This is a genomic window from Streptomyces sp. NPDC042346 (genome assembly GCF_055581845.1).
In genome coordinates, this window is record NZ_JBVJEH010000006.1 from 277,329 (window position 1) to 294,141 (window position 16,813).

At 70.3% G+C, this 16,813-nt stretch carries 16 protein-coding genes; 3 read left to right on the plus strand and 13 right to left on the minus strand.

Going from position 1 to position 16,813, the window contains the following annotated elements:
* Positions 1–4: 4 nt before the first annotated feature.
* The 5 genes from ACZ6K0_RS25150 to ACZ6K0_RS25170 all read right to left on the minus strand — a co-directional run bounded on the left by ACZ6K0_RS25150 (position 5) and on the right by ACZ6K0_RS25170 (position 5,282).
* Positions 5–961: a helix-turn-helix transcriptional regulator gene (locus ACZ6K0_RS25150; RefSeq protein WP_376407587.1), complete on the minus strand. Its 957-nt coding sequence runs from the start codon at positions 959–961 to the stop codon at positions 5–7.
* 139 nt (positions 962–1,100) lie between these two features.
* Complete coding sequence (locus ACZ6K0_RS25155; protein WP_376407585.1) at positions 1,101–1,472, minus strand: FKBP-type peptidyl-prolyl cis-trans isomerase; 372 nt, start codon at positions 1,470–1,472, stop codon at positions 1,101–1,103.
* Between the two features lie 43 nt (positions 1,473–1,515).
* The gene (locus ACZ6K0_RS25160; protein ID WP_376407583.1) at positions 1,516–2,457 is read right to left on the minus strand and encodes an FKBP-type peptidyl-prolyl cis-trans isomerase; all 942 of its coding nucleotides are present in this window, start codon (positions 2,455–2,457) and stop codon (positions 1,516–1,518) included.
* 119 nt (positions 2,458–2,576) lie between these two features.
* Positions 2,577–3,938, minus strand: a complete 1,362-nt coding sequence (pafA, locus tag ACZ6K0_RS25165; protein ID WP_056650240.1) for a Pup--protein ligase — start codon at positions 3,936–3,938, stop codon at positions 2,577–2,579.
* 69 nt (positions 3,939–4,007) lie between these two features.
* Positions 4,008–5,282 (minus strand): MFS transporter, encoded by a 1,275-nt coding sequence (locus ACZ6K0_RS25170; RefSeq protein WP_376407580.1) that lies wholly within the window; start codon positions 5,280–5,282, stop codon positions 4,008–4,010.
* Between the two features lie 192 nt (positions 5,283–5,474).
* On the opposite strand from ACZ6K0_RS25170, the gene ACZ6K0_RS25175 reads away from it, so the two are divergent.
* The gene (locus ACZ6K0_RS25175) at positions 5,475–6,494 is read left to right on the plus strand and encodes a LacI family DNA-binding transcriptional regulator (RefSeq protein WP_376407578.1); all 1,020 of its coding nucleotides are present in this window, start codon (positions 5,475–5,477) and stop codon (positions 6,492–6,494) included.
* Between the two features lie 88 nt (positions 6,495–6,582).
* Here the strand turns inward: ACZ6K0_RS25175 and prcA are convergent, their stop codons facing one another.
* The 5 genes from prcA to arc form a co-directional block, all read right to left on the minus strand.
* The gene (gene prcA / locus ACZ6K0_RS25180; RefSeq protein WP_376407576.1) at positions 6,583–7,335 is read right to left on the minus strand and encodes a proteasome subunit alpha; all 753 of its coding nucleotides are present in this window, start codon (positions 7,333–7,335) and stop codon (positions 6,583–6,585) included.
* A 46-nt stretch (positions 7,336–7,381) separates the two neighbouring features.
* A complete protein-coding gene (gene prcB / locus ACZ6K0_RS25185) occupies positions 7,382–8,221 on the minus strand; it encodes a proteasome subunit beta (protein ID WP_376407574.1) in 840 nt (279 codons plus the stop codon).
* A gap of 161 nt (positions 8,222–8,382) precedes the next feature.
* Positions 8,383–8,595 carry a ubiquitin-like protein Pup gene (locus tag ACZ6K0_RS25190; protein ID WP_024755474.1) on the minus strand — a complete coding sequence of 71 codons (213 nt, stop codon included), beginning with the start codon at positions 8,593–8,595 and terminating at the stop codon, positions 8,383–8,385.
* A gap of 159 nt (positions 8,596–8,754) precedes the next feature.
* Positions 8,755–10,266: a depupylase/deamidase Dop gene (gene dop, locus ACZ6K0_RS25195; protein WP_376407572.1), complete on the minus strand. Its 1,512-nt coding sequence runs from the start codon at positions 10,264–10,266 to the stop codon at positions 8,755–8,757.
* Positions 10,267–10,466: 200 nt separating this feature from the next.
* Positions 10,467–12,233, minus strand: coding sequence for a proteasome ATPase (arc, locus tag ACZ6K0_RS25200; RefSeq protein WP_141298694.1), 1,767 nt, complete (start codon positions 12,231–12,233; stop codon positions 10,467–10,469).
* A gap of 242 nt (positions 12,234–12,475) precedes the next feature.
* Between arc and ACZ6K0_RS25205 the strand changes: the two genes are divergently transcribed.
* Positions 12,476–12,787, plus strand: a complete 312-nt coding sequence (locus ACZ6K0_RS25205; protein WP_376407569.1) for a ferredoxin — start codon at positions 12,476–12,478, stop codon at positions 12,785–12,787.
* A 4-nt stretch (positions 12,788–12,791) separates the two neighbouring features.
* Here ACZ6K0_RS25205 and ACZ6K0_RS25210 read toward each other — a convergent pair whose 3' ends face one another.
* From ACZ6K0_RS25210 to ACZ6K0_RS25220, 3 genes are all read right to left on the minus strand, one after another.
* The gene (locus ACZ6K0_RS25210; RefSeq protein ID WP_376407567.1) at positions 12,792–13,376 is read right to left on the minus strand and encodes a hypothetical protein; all 585 of its coding nucleotides are present in this window, start codon (positions 13,374–13,376) and stop codon (positions 12,792–12,794) included.
* A 272-nt stretch (positions 13,377–13,648) separates the two neighbouring features.
* On the minus strand, positions 13,649–14,536 hold the full coding sequence (locus ACZ6K0_RS25215) for a tRNA (adenine-N1)-methyltransferase (RefSeq protein ID WP_015032448.1): 888 nt from the start codon (positions 14,534–14,536) through the stop codon (positions 13,649–13,651).
* Positions 14,537–14,562: 26 nt separating this feature from the next.
* Positions 14,563–15,696 carry a site-2 protease family protein gene (locus ACZ6K0_RS25220; protein WP_376407627.1) on the minus strand — a complete coding sequence of 378 codons (1,134 nt, stop codon included), beginning with the start codon at positions 15,694–15,696 and terminating at the stop codon, positions 14,563–14,565.
* A 180-nt stretch (positions 15,697–15,876) separates the two neighbouring features.
* Between ACZ6K0_RS25220 and ACZ6K0_RS25225 the strand changes: the two genes are divergently transcribed.
* Positions 15,877–16,779, plus strand: a complete 903-nt coding sequence (locus ACZ6K0_RS25225) for a RecB family exonuclease (protein ID WP_469234563.1) — start codon at positions 15,877–15,879, stop codon at positions 16,777–16,779.
* Positions 16,780–16,813: the final 34 nt, after the last annotated feature.

Genomic DNA, 16,813 nt, shown 5'->3' on the forward strand with positions numbered 1-16,813 from the left:
CCCCTCAGTCCTTGGCCACGGCGCGCAGCCGGTCCAGTACATCCGCCCGCAGGTCGGCGGGTTCCCTCACGACGACGTCCGGGCCGAACTCGACGAGCCAGGCGTCGAGCCCGTGCCCGTACGGGATCTCCAGCTCGTCCCAGCCGTCGTCGCCGACCTGTACGGACTGGGCGCGGGCCCGCAGCGGGTAGCCGCAGCCCGCGCGCAGCCGGATCCGGGCGGAGCGGGTCGCGGTCTCCCCCGCCCAGCTCTCGACGGTCTCGCGGACGGTGACGACGTCGGGCACGGGCGCGGTGAAGGCGCCGGCCCGGGAGCGGACCTTGCCGGTGATCCGGGAGAGGCGGAAGACGCGCTCGGCGCCCCGGTCGCGGTCCCAGCCCGCGAGGTACCAGTGGCCGCGCCAGCATTCGAGGGTCCAGGGCTCGACGTGGCGGGTCTCGGGGCGGGCGGCGTTGGCCTTGCGGTAGTCGAAGACGACGGGCCGGCGGTCGCGGCAGGCCAGCATGAGGGGCTCGAAGGCGGCCTCGTGGACCGGGATGCGGGGTTCGAGGGCGCTGGGCTGGACGTCGTACGAGTCCTCCGCCTCGGGCATGCCGGCGGCGCGCAGCTTCTGGAGGGCGCCGCTGGCGGCTCCCGCGAGCCGGGCCTGCTGCCAGACCCTGGCGGCGAGGCCGAGCGCGGCGGCCTCCTCGGCGTCGAGGGTGATGGGCGGCAGCCGGTTGGAGTCGCGACGGGCGAGGTAGCCGGTCTCGCCCTCCAGGTTCTCGACGGTCTCGATGACGAGGCCCAGCTCGCGCAGGTCGTCCTTGTCACGCTCGAACATCCGGTTGAAGGCGTCGTCCCCGCTCGCTTCGAGGTAGGCCTCGATGGAGCCGCGGAGTTCGCGCTTGCTCAGCGGGCGGCGCGTCCCGAGCAGGCACAGCGCGAGATTCATCAGCCGCTCGGACTTGGCAATCGCCATCGACGCCCCGCACCCCTTTTACCGGATCCACTTGTCGGACGTCCGACCGTACCGCCCCGGAGTCTCGGGACAAAAGCCGAGGGCCCCCGCCACGGATGGCGGGGGCCCTCGGAGGCCGTCATCGGCCGGACATGACCGGTCAGACGCCCATCAGGTCGCAGACGAAGATCAGCGTCTCGCCCGGAGCGATCTTGGCGCCGGCACCACGGTCGCCGTAGGCGAGGTGCGCGGGAATGATCAGCTCGCGACGGCCGCCGACCTTCATGCCCTGGACACCCTGGTCCCAACCCGAGATGACCTGGCCGACACCGAGCCGGAACTGAAGCGGCTCGCCGCGGTTCCAGGAGGAGTCGAACTCCTCACCGGTGGAGAAGGCGACGCCCACGTAGTGGACGGAGACGGTGGCGCCGGCCTTGGCCTCGGCGCCGTCGCCCTCCCAGATGTCCCTGATCTTCAGGTCCGCCGGCGGCTCGCCGCCCGGGAAGTCGACCTCGGGCTTCTCGATGCTCACTGAACTGCTCCTCATACTGATGAACTGCGTGATCGGGACAGTCTTACATCTTCGTCAGGATGTCGACGGCGAACACCAGCGTGGAGTTCTTCGGGATGCCCTGCTTCTCCTCGTTGCCGAACGCCTCGGACGGCGGGGCGACGATGAGGACGCGGCTGCCGACCTTCTTGCCGACGAGACCGTCCTTGAGGCCCTTCAGCGTGAGCTGCGCGAGCGGGAAGTTCGTGGGCTTGCCGGTGGTGTAGGTCGAGTCGAAGACCTTGCCGTCCTTCCAGAGGGCGGCGACGTAGTTCACGACGACCGTGTCGGTGGCCTTGACGACCTCGCCCTTGGACTCGAGCACGTAGTTCGAGACGAGCTTGGTCGGCGGGGCGACCTTGGGGACGGTCAGCGAGGGCGCCTTGCCGTCGGTGTTCGTCCCGACCTTCGGCAGGTCCTTGTTGTCCTGCGCGACCGGCGTGCCGGTGGCGGACTTCGGAATGGTGACCGACTTCAGGATGTCCACGACGAAGACGAGGGTGGCGTTGGGCTTGATGCTCGGCGGCGAGCCGGCCTCGCCGTATCCGAGCTCCGGCGGGATGCCCACCTCGATGCGGCTGCCGACCTTCTGCCCTTCGAGGGCCTGCTCCCAGCCCTTGATGACCTGTCCGGCGCCCAGCGTGACATCGAACGGCTGACCGCGGTCGAAGCTGTTGTCGAAGGGGGTGGTGGAGTCCCAGGCCTGGCCCAGGTAGTTCACCTGGAGCGCGTCGCCCTTCTTCGTCACCGGGCCGTCGCCCTCGCTGATGACGTTGACCTTCAGTTCCTTGGGCGGGTCGCCCTCGCCCTTGGAGAGGGTCGGCTTCTCGCCGAACTTGACCCCCGCGGTGATGGCGGGCAGCCCGTTCTTCATCGAGGCGGAATCGGAGCCCTTGTCGTCGCTGCCGCACGCCGCTGTCGAGAGCAGCAGCAGCGGGACGACGAGAAGGCCGGCAAGTCGGCGCACGTGTTCCTCAGATCTCAGACGGCACAGTAGTTGTGCCGACACTCTAGGCGGTCCTCCTGTCACGTCGAGGGCCCCGCACGCCAAACCGTGCGGGGCCCTGCGGCTCGTGTGCGCCGGTCCTACATTCCGGCGATCAGCTTTTCCACCCGGTCGTCGACGGAGCGGAACGGGTCCTTGCACAACACGGTGCGCTGTGCCTGGTCGTTGAGCTTGAGGTGGACCCAGTCGACGGTGAAGTCCCGGCGCTGCTCCTGTGCGCGGCGGATGAAGTCGCCGCGGAGTCGCGCCCGGGTGGTCTGCGGGGGCACCGACTTGCCCTCGAAGATCTTCATGTCGTTGCAGATCCGGGCCGCCTGCCCGTTCTTCTGCAGGAGGTAGTAGAGCCCGCGGCGGCGGTGGATGTCGTGGTACGCGAGGTCTATCTGAGCGACTCGCGGGTTCGACATGGTCATGTTGTGCTTGGCCCGGTACCGCTCGATGAGCCGGTGCTTCATGACCCAGTCGATCTCGGTCTCGATGCGGTCGAGCCGCTCGCTCTCGATGGCGTCGAGCGTGCGGCCCCACAGTTCCAGGACCTGGGCGACGGTGCCGGTGCGGATGCCGCGCCGGTCGACGAAGTCGACGGCCTTGTCGTAGTACTCGCGCTGGACCTCCAGGGCGGAGGCCTCGCGGCCGCTGGCGAGCCGGACCTTACGCTGGCCCGTGATGTCGTGGCTGACCTCGCGGATCGCCCGGATCGGGTTCTCCAGGGTCAGGTCGCGCATCACGGTGCCGGCCTCGATCATGCGGAGCACCAGGTCGGTGGCGCCGACCTTGAGCAGCATGGTCGTCTCGGACATGTTCGAGTCGCCGACGATGACGTGGAGGCGGCGGTAGCGCTCGGCGTCGGCGTGCGGCTCGTCCCGGGTGTTGATGATGGGCCGCGAGCGGGTCGTGGCGGAGCTGACGCCCTCCCAGATGTGCTCGGCACGCTGGGAGACGCAGAAGACCGCGCCACGCGGGGTCTGGAGGACCTTTCCCGCGCCGCAGATCAGCTGCCGGGTGACGAGGAAGGGAATGAGAATGTCCGCGAGCCGGGAGAACTCCCCGTGGCGGGCGACGAGATAGTTCTCGTGGCAGCCGTAGGAGTTTCCGGCCGAGTCGGTGTTGTTCTTGAAGAGATAGACGTCGCCCGCGATTCCCTCCTCGTGCAGGCGGCGTTCGGCGTCGACGAGCAGGCCCTCGAGAATGCGCTCGCCTGCCTTGTCGTGGGTGACCAGTTCGGTCACGTCGTCGCATTCCGGTGTGGCATATTCCGGATGCGAACCCACGTCCAGGTACAGGCGGGCGCCGTTCCGCAGGAAGACATTGCTGCTGCGGCCCCATGACACGACACGGCGGAAGAGGTAGCGCGCCACTTCGTCAGGAGACAGTCGGCGCTGTCCCCTGAACGTGCACGTGACGCCGTACTCGTTCTCCAGCCCGAAAATGCGGCGGTCCATGTCTGAACATTACGCCTGACGGCGTGTGATGAAACCGGGTTGGGCGTTCCCGTTTCGATCATTTTCCGATCAGTGCGTGTTCTTTTCGGTGTGTACGGGGGTGGGGTCGCCCGCGCTGACGGCGTGTCGCGCGGCGGGCCCCGCCGGGGACACGGGCGCGTCGAGGACACGGCCGGTGGCGAGGAGGACGAGGAAGGCGATGAGGCCGCCCACTCCGGCCACGGCGAATCCGGCGACGGTCCCGGCGAGTTCGACGGCGGGACCCGCGACCGCGGAGCCGAGGGCGGAGCCGACGCCGAACGTGGTGACGAGCCAGGAGAAGGCCTCGGTGACGGTGCCGGCCGGGGCGTGCCGGTCGACGACGATGAACGCACAGGCGAGGGCGGGGGCGAGGAAGACGCCCGAGAGGACCGAGAGGCCGGTCATGGCGGCCGGACCGGGGGTCAGGGTGAGCGGCAGGTAGCAGACCGCGAGGAACAGGACGAGGACCCGCAGCCGCTTCTCGGGCGCCCCGGCCCACGGGCGGGCGCCGTAGGCGACGCCGCCGAGGAGGGCGCCGAGGCCGAGGGCGGCCATCAGCCAGCCGTAGACGGAGGGGGTGCCCGCGTCGTCGGCGTAGGAGAGGGCGGCGACGGTGATGGAGCCGAGGGCGATGCCGACGAAGAAGAAGGAGCCGAGGAGGGCGAGGAGGCCGGGCGAGCGCAGGGCGCCCAGCCAGTGGGCCTCGCGGGGCGCGGAGCGCCAGGTGCGGGAGGGCTCGGAGAGGACCACGGCGAGGGCGCCGAGGACGCCGAGGACGTTGATGACGAGGAGCGCGGCGGCGGGCGACCAGAGCGAGACGAGGAGGGTCAGCAGGAGCGGCCCGACGGTGAACATGACCTCCTGGGCGACCGCGTCGAGGGCGTAGGCGCGGTGGACCCGGTCCTCGCGGCCGAGGACGCTCGGCCAGAGGGCGCGCAGTCCGCCCTCCAGCGGCGGGGTGAAGAGACCGGCGAGGACGACGGCCGCGTAGGCGACGGCGAGGTTGCCGATGCCGGTGAGGGCCAGCAGGACCATGCCGAGGGCGGAGAGGACCGCGGCGGGCAGCTGGACGCGCGGCTGGCCCTTGAGGTCGACGGCGCGGCCGAGGAGGGGCTGGCCGACGGCGGTGGCGACGCCGTAGGCCGCGATGAGGCCGCCGGCGAGGGTGTAGCTGCCGCCCTGGTCGCGGACGAACAGGGTCAGGGCGATGGGTCCGACGCCGTTGGGCAGGCGCCCGACGAGCGTGCCGGTGAGCAGCCGGGCGGCGTGCGGTGCCCGGAGTATGTCGAGATAGCCGCCGTGTGCCGTGGCCTCGGTGGCCATGTCGGTCTCCCCTCGCCCTCGGACCCCGCCGAGGTTTTACGTATAACGTCAGGCGTTATACGTACCATGGCGGTGGTACGCGGGTCCACCCCGCGCCCGGGGAGCGACCGGGTACTGTCCGGATTCCACCCGACGTACCGCAGCGCCCGAGCACGGCGGTGCGGACGAGAACCGTCCGACGCGGAGGCTTGTGTGCAGACCCCGGAGCCGCTCGGCGGCACGCGCCCGACCAGCCGGGACGTCGCCCGGGAGGCCGGCGTCTCGCAGGCCACCGTGTCGCTCGTCCTCGGCGACAAGTGGCGCGGGCGCGTCTCGGAGCGCACGGCCGACGCCGTACGGGAGGCGGCGCGGAGCCTCGGCTACCGCCCCAACCTCGCCGCCCGCAACCTCCGCCTCGGCCACACGCGGACGGCCCTGCTCGTCGTCCCGGCGCTGACCAACGAGTTCTTCGCCCGCGTCTACACGGGTGCGGCGACCGTCGCCGCCCGGCACGGCTTCGGCGTCGTCCTGTACCCCTCGCCCGACGGCGTCGGCCCCGCCAGGGATCCCTTCGCCTCGGCCCGGGCGGCCCTCGACGGGATCATCGCCTCCTCGATGGCCTCGGACGCTCTCAAGGCCTTCCGGGGCACCGACCTGCCCCTGGTCATGCTCGACAGCGACCCCGCCGACACCGGCGCCGCGGCCCACGTCAACCTCGACATCGCGGACGGCATGCGCCAGGTCACGGGCCACCTGCTCGCCCTCGGCCACCGGCGCTTCGTGCACCTCGCCTCGGCCGTGCCGTCCTGGACCTTCGACGTCCGCGCCGCCGCGCTCGGCGAGGCCCTCGCCGGCGTGTCGGTACGGACCGTCCGCGCGCCCCTGGACGTGCACGGCGCCATGGCCGCCACCGAGCGCGCCCTCGCTGCGCCAGGACCGCGCCCCACCGCCCTCGTGTGCGACGACGACATCCTCGCCGCGGGCGCCTGCAAGGCCCTGCGGCGCCTGGGACTGCGAGTCCCCGAGGACGTCTCGGTCACCGGCTTCGACGACCTCGCGCTCGCGACCGCCGTCGAACCGGAGCTGACGACCGTCTCGCTGCCCGCGGAGCGCATCGGCGAGCAGGGCATGGCGGCCCTCCTGGCCGTCCTCGCCGGCGAACCGCCGCGGCCGGACGACCTCCCGGTCACCCTGGTCCCCCGCGGCTCCTCGGGGCCCGCACCGGCCGCCTGAGCCACGCACCGGCCGTCTGAGCCACGCACCCCGGAAACGCCGAGGGGCCCCGGTCCGCTCGCGCGCACCGGGGCCCCTCGGGCAGGGCCTAGTCCTCGGGAGCCTCGTCCGAGGGCTCGTCCGTCTTCGCGATGGCCGCGTTGTCCGCCTCCAGGAGGCGGGACAGCTGGCGGCCGACGATCCGCTTGAACTTGCGCTGCTGCGGGCGCGTACGGTCCAGGACCGCCACCTCCAGGCGCTCCGCGGGGATCTCCCGCTCGCTGCCGTTGGTGTCCCGCGAGAGCGCCTGCACGGCCAGCTTCAGGGCCTCGGCCAGGGACATGCCGTCCCGGTGGCGCTGGTCCAGGAAGGAGCTGATCTGCTCCGCGTTCCCGCCGACCGCGACCGAGCCGTGCTCGTCCACGATCGAGCCGTCGTGGGGCAGCCGGTAGATCTGGTCGCCCTCCGGCTCGGTGCCGACCTCGGCGACGACCAGCTCCACCTCGTACGGCTTCTCCCCCGCGCTGGAGAAGATCGTGCCCAGGGTCTGGGCGTAGACGTTGGCCAGGCCGCGCGCGGTGACGTCCTCCCGGTCATAGGTGTAGCCGCGCAGGTCGGCGTAGCGCACGCCGCCGATGCGGAGGTTCTCGTACTCGTTGTACTTGCCGGCGGCGGCGAAGCCGATCCGGTCGTAGATCTCGCTGAACTTGTGCAGGGCGCGCGACGGGTTCTCGCCGACGAAGACGATGCCGTCGGTGTACTGGAGGACGACCAGGCTGCGGCCTCGGGCGATGCCCTTGCGGGCGTACTCCGCCCGGTCGGCCATGGCCTGCTGGGGTGAGACGTAGAACGGAGTGGACACCGGCGGTCCGTCCCTTTCTTCTGGGCTTCTACAGAGCGACGAGTGGTCAGAGCAGGGCGGCGCGCGGCCCGTCGGGCTGCTCGAGACGCCGCTCGGTGACCGACCTGGCCAGCTCGGAGGACTCGGCCTCGGTGAGCCTGCGGAAACCCTCCTCGGTGATGACGGTGACGAGCGGGAAGATCCGGCGGGCCATGTCGGGGCCACCGGTCGCCGAGTCGTCGTCCGCCGCGTCGTAGAGCGCCTGCACGACCAGGGTCGTGGCCTGCTGCTCGGTGAGGTCGGCGCGGTAGAGCTTCTTCATCGACCCGCGCGCGAAGATCGAGCCGGAGCCGGTGGCGGCGTATCCCTGCTCCTCGGAGCGGCCGCCGGTGACGTCGTAGGAGAAGATCCGGCCCTTCCCCTTGGCCTCGTCCCAGCCTGCGAAGAGCGGCACGACGGCGAGCCCCTGCATGGCCATGGAGAGGTTGCCACGGATCATGGTGGACAGGCGGTTCGCCTTGCCCTCCAGGGAGAGCGTGGCGCCCTCCACCTTCTCGAAGTGCTCCAGCTCCAGCTGGAACAGCTTGACCATCTCCACGGCGAGACCGGCGGTGCCGGCGATGGCGACCGCGGAGTACTCGTCGGCCGGGAAGACCTTCTCCATGTCGCGCTGCGCGATCATGTTGCCCATGGTGGCGCGCCGGTCGCCGGCGAGGACGACCCCGCCGGGGAACGTGACCGCCACGATGGTCGTGCCGTGCGGGGCGTCGAGGACGCCCTCCGGCAGCCTCCGGCGGCTCGGCAGCAGCTCCGGCGAGTGGTCCGCCAGGAAGTCCAGGAACGAGGACGATCCCGGCGTCAGGAAGGCCGCCGGCAGACGCCCGGTGCTACGAGGGTTGGCTTCCACGCGATTCCTTCCGGGTGGGAGAGTCGGCCCGCCGTGGGACGCACGGGTCGATCTTGGTTGCTGTGCACGGACCATACCCGTGCCGGTGCCTGTCATCCGTCCCCGGACCCACGGCTTTCTCCGGGGCTCCGGGGACGGAGGAGTAAAGGCACGAGAGGCGGCTACTCGCCGCCCTTCTGGACGAAGCTACGAACGAACTCCTCGGCGTTGGACTCGAGGACGTCGTCGATCTCGTCCAGCACGGAGTCCACGTCGTCGCTCAGCTTCTCCTGGCGCTCCTGGAGGTCGGAGTTCGCCTCCGTGGTGGTCTCCTCGACCTCCTCCGTGGAACGCGTCGCCTTCTGCTGTCCGCCGCCGGTGTCCTTGGTCGCCATATCCCTCACCCCGCTCGAATCGGCCCGCTCGGTTGAGTCCGTACAAGATCAGACCCTATAGGTCGGGTCCGACTTCGGCCCCGTGGTTTCCACAACGCCCGGGCACTGTTTCCATGATTCCCAGCGCCGGGGTATTTCAGGCCCTCGTCGGGCCCCCGATCATCCGCCGGACAGCACGCGGACGAGTTCCTCCGCCGTGCGGCAGCGGTCCAGGAGCGCCTTCACATGGGCCTTCGTGCCGCGCAGCGGCTCCATGGTCGGGACGCGCTGGAGCGAGTCCCGGCCCGGCAGGTCGAAGATCACCGAGTCCCAGGAGGCCGCGGCGACGTCGTCGGCGTACTGCTCCAGGCAGCGGCCCCGGAAGTAGGCCCTGGTGTCCTCCGGAGGCGCCGTCTCGGCCTGCCGCACCTCGGTCTCGTCCAGGAGCCGCTTCATGCGCCCGCGGGCCACCAGACGGTTGTACAGGCCCTTCTCGGGCCGCACGTCCGCGTACTGGAGGTCCACGAGGTGCAGGCGGGCCGCGTCCCACTCCAGGTTGTCCCGGCGCCGGTAGCCCTCCATGAGCTCCCGCTTGGCGATCCAGTCGAGCTCGCCGGCGAGGCTCATCGGGTCGTTCTCGAGCCGGTTGAGGGTGTCCTCCCAGCGCGTGAGGACGTCCTTCGTCTGCTCGTCCGCGTCGGAGCCGTACCGCTCCTCCACGTACTTCCTGGCCAGCTCGAAGTACTCCATCTGCAGCTGGACCGCGGTGAGCGTCCGGCCGCTGCGGAGCGTGACCAGGTACTGGAGGGTCGGGTCGTGCGAGACCTGGTGGAGCGTCCTGACCGGCTGGTCGACGGCGAGGTCCACGGTGATGAACCCGTCCTCGATCATCGACAGGACCAGCGCGGTCGTGCCGAGCTTGAGGTAGGTCGAGATCTCCGAGAGGTTCGCGTCACCGATGATCACGTGCAGGCGGCGGTACCTCTCGGCGTCCGCGTGCGGCTCGTCGCGCGTGTTGATGATGGGGCGCTTGAGGGTGGTCTCCAGACCCACCTCGACCTCGAAGTAGTCGGCGCGCTGACTGATCTGGAAGCCGTTCTCCCGGCCGTCCTGGCCGATGCCGACCCGGCCCGCACCGGTCACGACCTGGCGGGAGACGAAGAAGGGGGTCAGGTGGCGCACGATGTCCGAGAAGGGGGTCTCCCGCTTCATCAGGTAGTTCTCGTGCGTGCCGTAGGAGGCGCCCTTGTTGTCGGTGTTGTTCTTGTAGAGGTGGATCGGCTGGGCCCCGGGGAGCTGGGCGGCACGGACGGCCGCCTCCGCCATGATCCGCTCGCCGGCCTTGTCCCAGAGGACGGCGTCGCGCGGATTGGTGACCTCCGGCGAGCTGTACTCGGGGTGGGCGTGGTCCACGTAGAGGCGTGCCCCGTTGGTGAGGATCACGTTCGCGAGGCCGATGTCCTCGTCGGTGAGCTGGCTGGAGTCCGCGACCTCGCGGGCGAGGTCGAAGCCGCGGGCGTCCCGCAGCGGATTCTCCTCCTCGAAATCCCAGCGGGCGCGGCGCGCCCGGTGCATCGCCGCCGCGTAGGCGTTGACGATCTGGGACGAGGTGAGCATGGCATTGGCGTTCGGGTGTCCCGGGACGGAGATCCCGTACTCCGTCTCGATGCCCATTACTCGCCGTACGGTCATGCGGCCCTCCTTGCCCGGCGTCGCTCACAGTGCGCGACTCGGCGTTACCGAAGAGCCTAGAGCGGCTCAGCGCTGGTGGGGAGATCACTTGCGGTATTTCCTGTGCCGCCGGGAGAAACCCGTGCCGCCGGGAGAAATACCGGACGGAATGCGCCGGCTGCGGATGCCCGGTTTCCGGACATCCGCAGCCGGTGTGCGTTTTACAGGTACTGACCGGTGTTGGCCACCGTGTCGATGGAGCGTCCCGTGTCCGCGCCCTGCTTTCCGGTGACAAGGGTGCGGATGAAGACGATCCGCTCGCCCTTCTTTCCGGAGATCCTGGCCCAGTCGTCGGGGTTGGTGGTGTTGGGCAGGTCCTCGTTCTCCTTGAACTCGTCCACGCACGCCTGGAGGAGGTGGGAGACCCGGATGCCCTTCTGGTTGTGGTCGAGGAAGGCCTTGATGGCCATCTTCTTGGCCCGGTCGACGATGTTCTGGATCATCGCGCCGGAGTTGAAGTCCTTGAAGTAGAGGACTTCCTTGTCGCCGTTGGCGTACGTGACTTCGAGGAAGCGGTTCTCCTCGGATTCCGCGTACATCTGCTCGACGACCGACTGGATCATTCCGTGGGCGGCGGCGGCCTTGGAGCCGCTGTGCTCGGAGATGTCGTCCGTGTGGAGCGGCAGGGTGGCCGTGAGGTACTTCGCGAAGATGTCCTTCGCGGCCTCCGCGTCCGGACGCTCGATCTTGATCTTGACGTCGAGCCGGCCGGGCCGCAGGATCGCGGGGTCGATCATGTCCTCGCGGTTGGAGGCGCCGATGACGATGACGTTCTCCAGGCCCTCCACACCGTCGATCTCGGCGAGCAGCTGCGGGACGATGGTGTTCTCCACGTCCGAGCTGACACCGGATCCGCGGGTGCGGAAGAGGGATTCCATCTCGTCGAAGAAGACGATGACGGGGGTGCCCTCGCTCGCCTTCTCCCTCGCACGCTGGAAGACGAGGCGGATGTGCCGCTCGGTCTCGCCGACGTACTTGTTGAGGAGCTCGGGCCCCTTGATGTTGAGGAAGTAGGACTTCCCCGCGGGCTGACCGGTCACCTCGGCGACCTTCTTGGCCAGCGAGTTGGCCACGGCCTTCGCGATCAGCGTCTTGCCGCAGCCCGGCGGCCCGTAGAGCAGGATGCCCTTGGGCGGTCGGAGTTCGTGCTCCTTGAAGAGGTCGGGGTAGAGGTACGGGAGCTCGACCGCGTCGCGGATCAGCTCGATCTGGTTGCCCAGACCGCCGATCTTGTCGTAGTCGACGTCCGGGACCTCTTCCAGAACGAGCTCTTCGACCTCGCTCTTGGGGATGACCTCGTAGACGTAGCCCGACCTCGCGTCGAGCAGCAGGGCGTCGCCGGGGCGGATGGTGACGTCCAGCAGAGGCTCGGCGAGCCTCACCACCCGTTCCTCGTCGGTGTGCCCGACCACCAGAGCGCGCTCGCCGTCCTCGAGGATCTCCTTGAGGGTGACGATGTCGCCGGCGCGCTCGTACTCCATGGCCTCGACCACGTTGAGCGCTTCGTTGAGCATGACTTCCTGGCCACGCCTGAGCTCTTCGAGCTCGACGCTGGGGCTCACGTTCACCCGGAGCTTGCGGCCCCCGGTGAAGATGTCGCACGTGCCGTCCTCATTGGCCTGCAGGAAGACACCGAAGCCGGCCGGCGGCTGTGCGAGCCGGTCGACCTCCTCCTTGAGGGCCACGATCTGGTCGCGGGCCTCACGGAGCGTATTGGCGAGCCGCTCGTTCTGCGCGGACACGCCGGCCAGGTTCGTCTGCAGCTCGACGATCCGCTCTTCGAGAATCCTCGTGTGTCGCGGAGAGTCGGCGAGCTTGCGGCGCAGGACGGCGATTTCCTGCTCGAGATAGGCAACCTGTCCGGCGGGGTCTTCAGACCCCCGTCCGGGCCGGATGCCGCGGTTGATGTCGTCGTCGTGGGCTGCCACGGTCCTCACCTCCTCCAAGGGGAGCTGGACGCTTCCTGACCCTACCTGCGTGGGTGGTGATTGAAACCCCTAGATCAAAAAGACTCCGGGCCGTGTCCGATCTTCACCCTTGCGGTTCCCCTCTCGCCAGGGGAATACCCACCCTTTCGCCGTCTGAAAGCGGGCGGTTGTATCGTCGTCATGGGCCAACACCCTTCAGAGGTGGCCCGACTTACCCGCGCGAAGCAGAAACGGCAGGAGAAATGACCGTGCAGAACGAGGCCCCGGCGACGGGCGTCGAAGAGGCCCTGGAGGTCTGGATCGACCAGGACCTGTGCACCGGGGACGGGATCTGCGCGCAGTACGCTCCCGAGGTCTTCGAGCTGGACATCGACGGGCTCGCGTATGTGAAGAGCGCCGACGACGAGCTGCTCCAGCACGGCGGGGCGACGACCCCGGTGCCGCTGCCGCTGCTCCAGGACGTCGTGGACTCCGCGAAGGAGTGCCCGGGCGACTGCATCCACGTGCGCAGGGTCGCCGACAAGGTCGAGGTGTACGGCCCCGACGCGGAGTGACGGGTCAGACGCTCCGCGCCTCGGCAGGGGCGGAGCGGACGAAGGCACCGCCCTGCCACGCCCAGCTGACCTGCTCCTTCTCGTCGGGGCAGCACCTGGGCACGTCGAGGGACGAGTAGCCGACCAGCGTGGCGCGCACCGCTCCGTCGCGTACGGCGAGCGCGGTGACGTTCTGGTGCCGGCCGGGATCCAGGAGCGTGGCCACCACGCGCGCGGGGGCGCTCGCGCCCTTGCCGCGGGTGAGGACGTAGATCCCGCTCGGCGGGGTGCCGGAGCCGGCTTCGCAGTGCACGACCGCAACGGTCTCCGGGTTTCCGTCGCCGTCGAGGTCCCCGGAGACGCGCTTCGCGATCTTGTGGGGGCCTCCCCCGCACTCCAGGGGGTAGTCGGCCGTGGCGGCCTCCGGAGCGGGCGCGGGGCGCGGGGCGGCGGGGGCCGCGGTGGCTCCCGCGGGACCGGGCTGGAGCAGTCCGGCGAGGGCGACGACCGCGGCGGTCGCGGTGGCGGTCGCCAGCCAGTGCGCCGGCCTGGCGTGGGTGTGCGCGAGGTCAGGCAGATCCGCGGAATCCGGGACGGCGGAAGGCTGCACGCGAGACGTCTCCTGTAGGGCTGGGCGGAGGGTTTCGGGCATCGTGCCATACGTCACAGGGGGACGGAACAGTCGGGGTCTCACCGCGCGGAGCGCGCGGTCGTCGCGCGCGCCGGAGCCCGAACATGAGGACGCCGCCGCCGAGTTCCCACCCGTGGGCAGAAAACTCGGCGGCGGCGCGGAACAAATGTCGGGACGTCAGCCCTCGTGCGGGGCGTGAGCCCTGCGTCTGGACGTCGGCATCGGTACTGGGGCGGGCCCCGTTTCAGGACTCAGCCCTTGTTGGGGCCTTCGTAGTCCTCGCCGTACGCGCCCTTGGCGGGGCGGCGGCGGCGCATCGGGGGCTCGACGCCGTCCGCGAGTCGGCGGGCGGTGACGAGGAAGCCGGTGTGGCCGATCATGCGGTGATCGGGCCGGACGGCGAGGCCCTCGACGTGCCAGTTGCGGATCATGGACTCCCACGGCTGCGGCTCGGCGTAGCAGCCGAACTCGCGGATGGACTCCACGGTGCGCGCGAGCTGGGTGGTGGTCGCCACGTAGCAGCACAGGATGCCGCCGGGGACGAGGGCCTTGGAGACGGCCTCCAGGCACTCCCAGGGGGCCAGCATGTCCAGGATGACGCGGTCGACGTCCGTGTCGGACAGGTTGTCCTGGAGGTCGCCGACGGTCAGCTGCCAGGCCGGGTGGGGGCCGCCGAAGTAACGCTCGACGTTGCCCTTCGCGATCTCGGCGAAGTCCTCGCGGCGCTCGTAGGAGTGCAGCATGCCGCTGTCGCCGATGGCGCGGAGCAGGAAGCTGCTGAGCGAGCCGGAGCCCACACCCGCCTCGACGACGCGAGCGCCGGGGAAGATGTCGGCGAAGGCGAGGATCTGTCCCGCGTCCTTCGGGTAGACCACGGCGGCGCCGCGGGGCATGGACAGGACGTAGTCGGGGAGCAGGGGGCGCAGCGCGAGGTAGGCGACGTTTCCGGTGGTGCGGACAACGCTGCCCTCGGGGGCGCCGATCAGTTCGTCGTGCGGGAAAGAACCCTTGTGGGTGTGGAAGTTCTTTCCCTCTTCGAGCGTGAACGTGTAGTGACGGCCCTTGGGGTCGGTCAGCTGAACCTGGTCCCCGACCTTGAAGGGCCCGCGTCGGCGGGCGGCACCGGTCGGTTCGGACATGTGAGCACCTTATCAAGGGCCCAAGGTTACGAAGACGGTCGCGCCATGGCCTTGACGAAGGCGCGCTCGACGTCGGTGGTGGCGAGGACGCCGTAGATCTCGCCGGTCTCCTCGACGACCAGGTACTCCGTGGCGGGGCTGGCGCGGAGGTGGTCGAGGAGGGGCTGTCCGGCGAGCTCGGCGGGGACGCGCATGCCGTCGGCGAGGTCCTGGGCGAGGGTGCTGACGGCGACCCAGGGGCGGCGGTGCTCGGGGACGGCGGCGATGGCCGCCTCGCGGACGATGCCGGTGGGGTCGCCGACGCCGTCGACGACGACGAGGGCGCGGGCGCCGGAGTCGTTGGCGCGGCGGAGGGCCTCGGAGAGGGGGGTGGCGGGTTCGACGGGGATGGCGCGCCGGGTGAGGGTGCGGGCGCGGAGCTCGGGGAGGTGCTCGCGGAGCCGCGCCATGCGGAGGCTGTTGCCGGCGCCGGTCCAGATGATCGCGGCCAGGATGGCGGCGAGGAGGGCGTCGGTGACGGTGTTGAGGCCGCTGATGTCGTCGGTGGTGTTGCCGAGGATGCCGGTGCGGGTGAGCAGGGGCAGGCCGACGAGGACGAGGACGGCGAGGGCGCGGCCGGCCCAGGCGGCGGCGACGGTGCCGCTCATGGGCTTGCCGGTGATCTTCCAGACGACGGCGCGGAGCATGCGGCCGCCGTCGAGGGGGAGGCCGGGGAGCAGGTTGAAGGCGGCGACGATCAGGTTGGAGATCATCAGGCCGGCGAGGAGGACGCCGGGGACGGTTCCGGGCTCGACGGCGTACAGGGAGAGGTAGAACACGCCGGCGAGGACGAGGGAGAAGAGCGGGCCGACGAAGGCGAGGACGAACTCGCGGCCGGGGGTCTCGGTCTCCTTCTCGATCTCGGAGACGCCGCCGAAGAACTGGAGCTGGATGCGGCGCACGGGCAGCTTGAAGCGGAGCGCGGCGATCGTGTGGGCCAGTTCGTGGACGAAGACGGAGGCGTAGAAGGCGACGGCGAAGAAGAGGGAGACGAGGTAGCGGGCGGCGCCGAGCTCGGGCAGGACCCGTTCGATCTGGTCGCCGAAGACCCAGGTGATGAGGGCGGCGACCAGGAACCAGCTGGGTGCGACGTAGACGGGCACGCCGAAGGGGCGGCCCATGAGGATCCCGCCGCCGGGCTCCTCGGTCCGCTGCGGCTTGCGCTCGTCCTGGTTCACGGGTTCCTTTCGTCGCGACGGGTGACCCACGTCGGTGCGTCACGGTTCGATCATGCAGTGCGACGGGGTCCCAGGTCGATGGTATTCCGCTCGCTGTCGGTGGCGGGTCGTAGGGTCTGTGGCATGAGTACGAGCGAGCAGGTGCCGGCGGAGCCCCGGGCGCCCATGTCGTTGTCGCCGTCGCGGGCGAGCGATTTCATGCAGTGTCCGCTGCTGTACCGGTTCCGGGTGATCGACCGGCTGCCGGAGAAGCCGAGTGCGGCGGCGACGCGGGGCACTCTGGTGCACGCGGTGCTCGAGCGGCTCTTCGACGACGAGGCGGCGGAGCGGACGGCGCCGCGGGCGAAGGCGATGGTTCCGGGGCAGTGGGAGCGGCTCCTGGAGTCGAAGCCGGAGCTGGGCGAGCTGTTCGCGGAGGACCCGGAGGGCGAGCGGCTCGCGGGCTGGCTCGGCGAGGCGGAGCGGCTGGTCGAGCGGTGGTTCACGCTGGAGGATCCGACGCGTCTCGAACCGGCCGAGCGCGAGCTGTTCGTGGAGACGGAGCTGGACTCGGGGCTGCGGCTGCGCGGGGTGATCGACCGGGTCGACGTGGCGCCGTCGGGTGACGTGCGGATCGTCGACTACAAGACGGGCAAGGCGCCCCGGCCCGAGTACCGCGAGGGCGCGCTGTTCCAGATGACGTTCTACGCGCTGGTGGTGTGGCGCCTGCGGCAGGTGCTGCCGCGGCGGTTGCAGCTGGTCTACCTGGGCAGTGGGGACGTGCTGACGTACGACCCGGTGGAGGCGGACCTGCTGCGGGTGGAGCGGAAGCTCCTGGCACTGTGGGACGCGATCCGGCTGGCGACCGAGACGGGCGACTGGCGGCCGCGGCCGACGAAGCTGTGCGGCTGGTGCGACCATCAGGAGGTCTGTCCGGGGTTCGGCGGGACTCCCCCGGTGTATCCGCTGAAGATCGTTTCCGCGCGCCCGCCGGAGTCGGGCGAATCCGGGCAGGGCAGAATGGACCCGGCGCCGCCGGCCCCGTGACGGCGGCGCGTCTCGTGAGCCCGGCCCGCCCTCT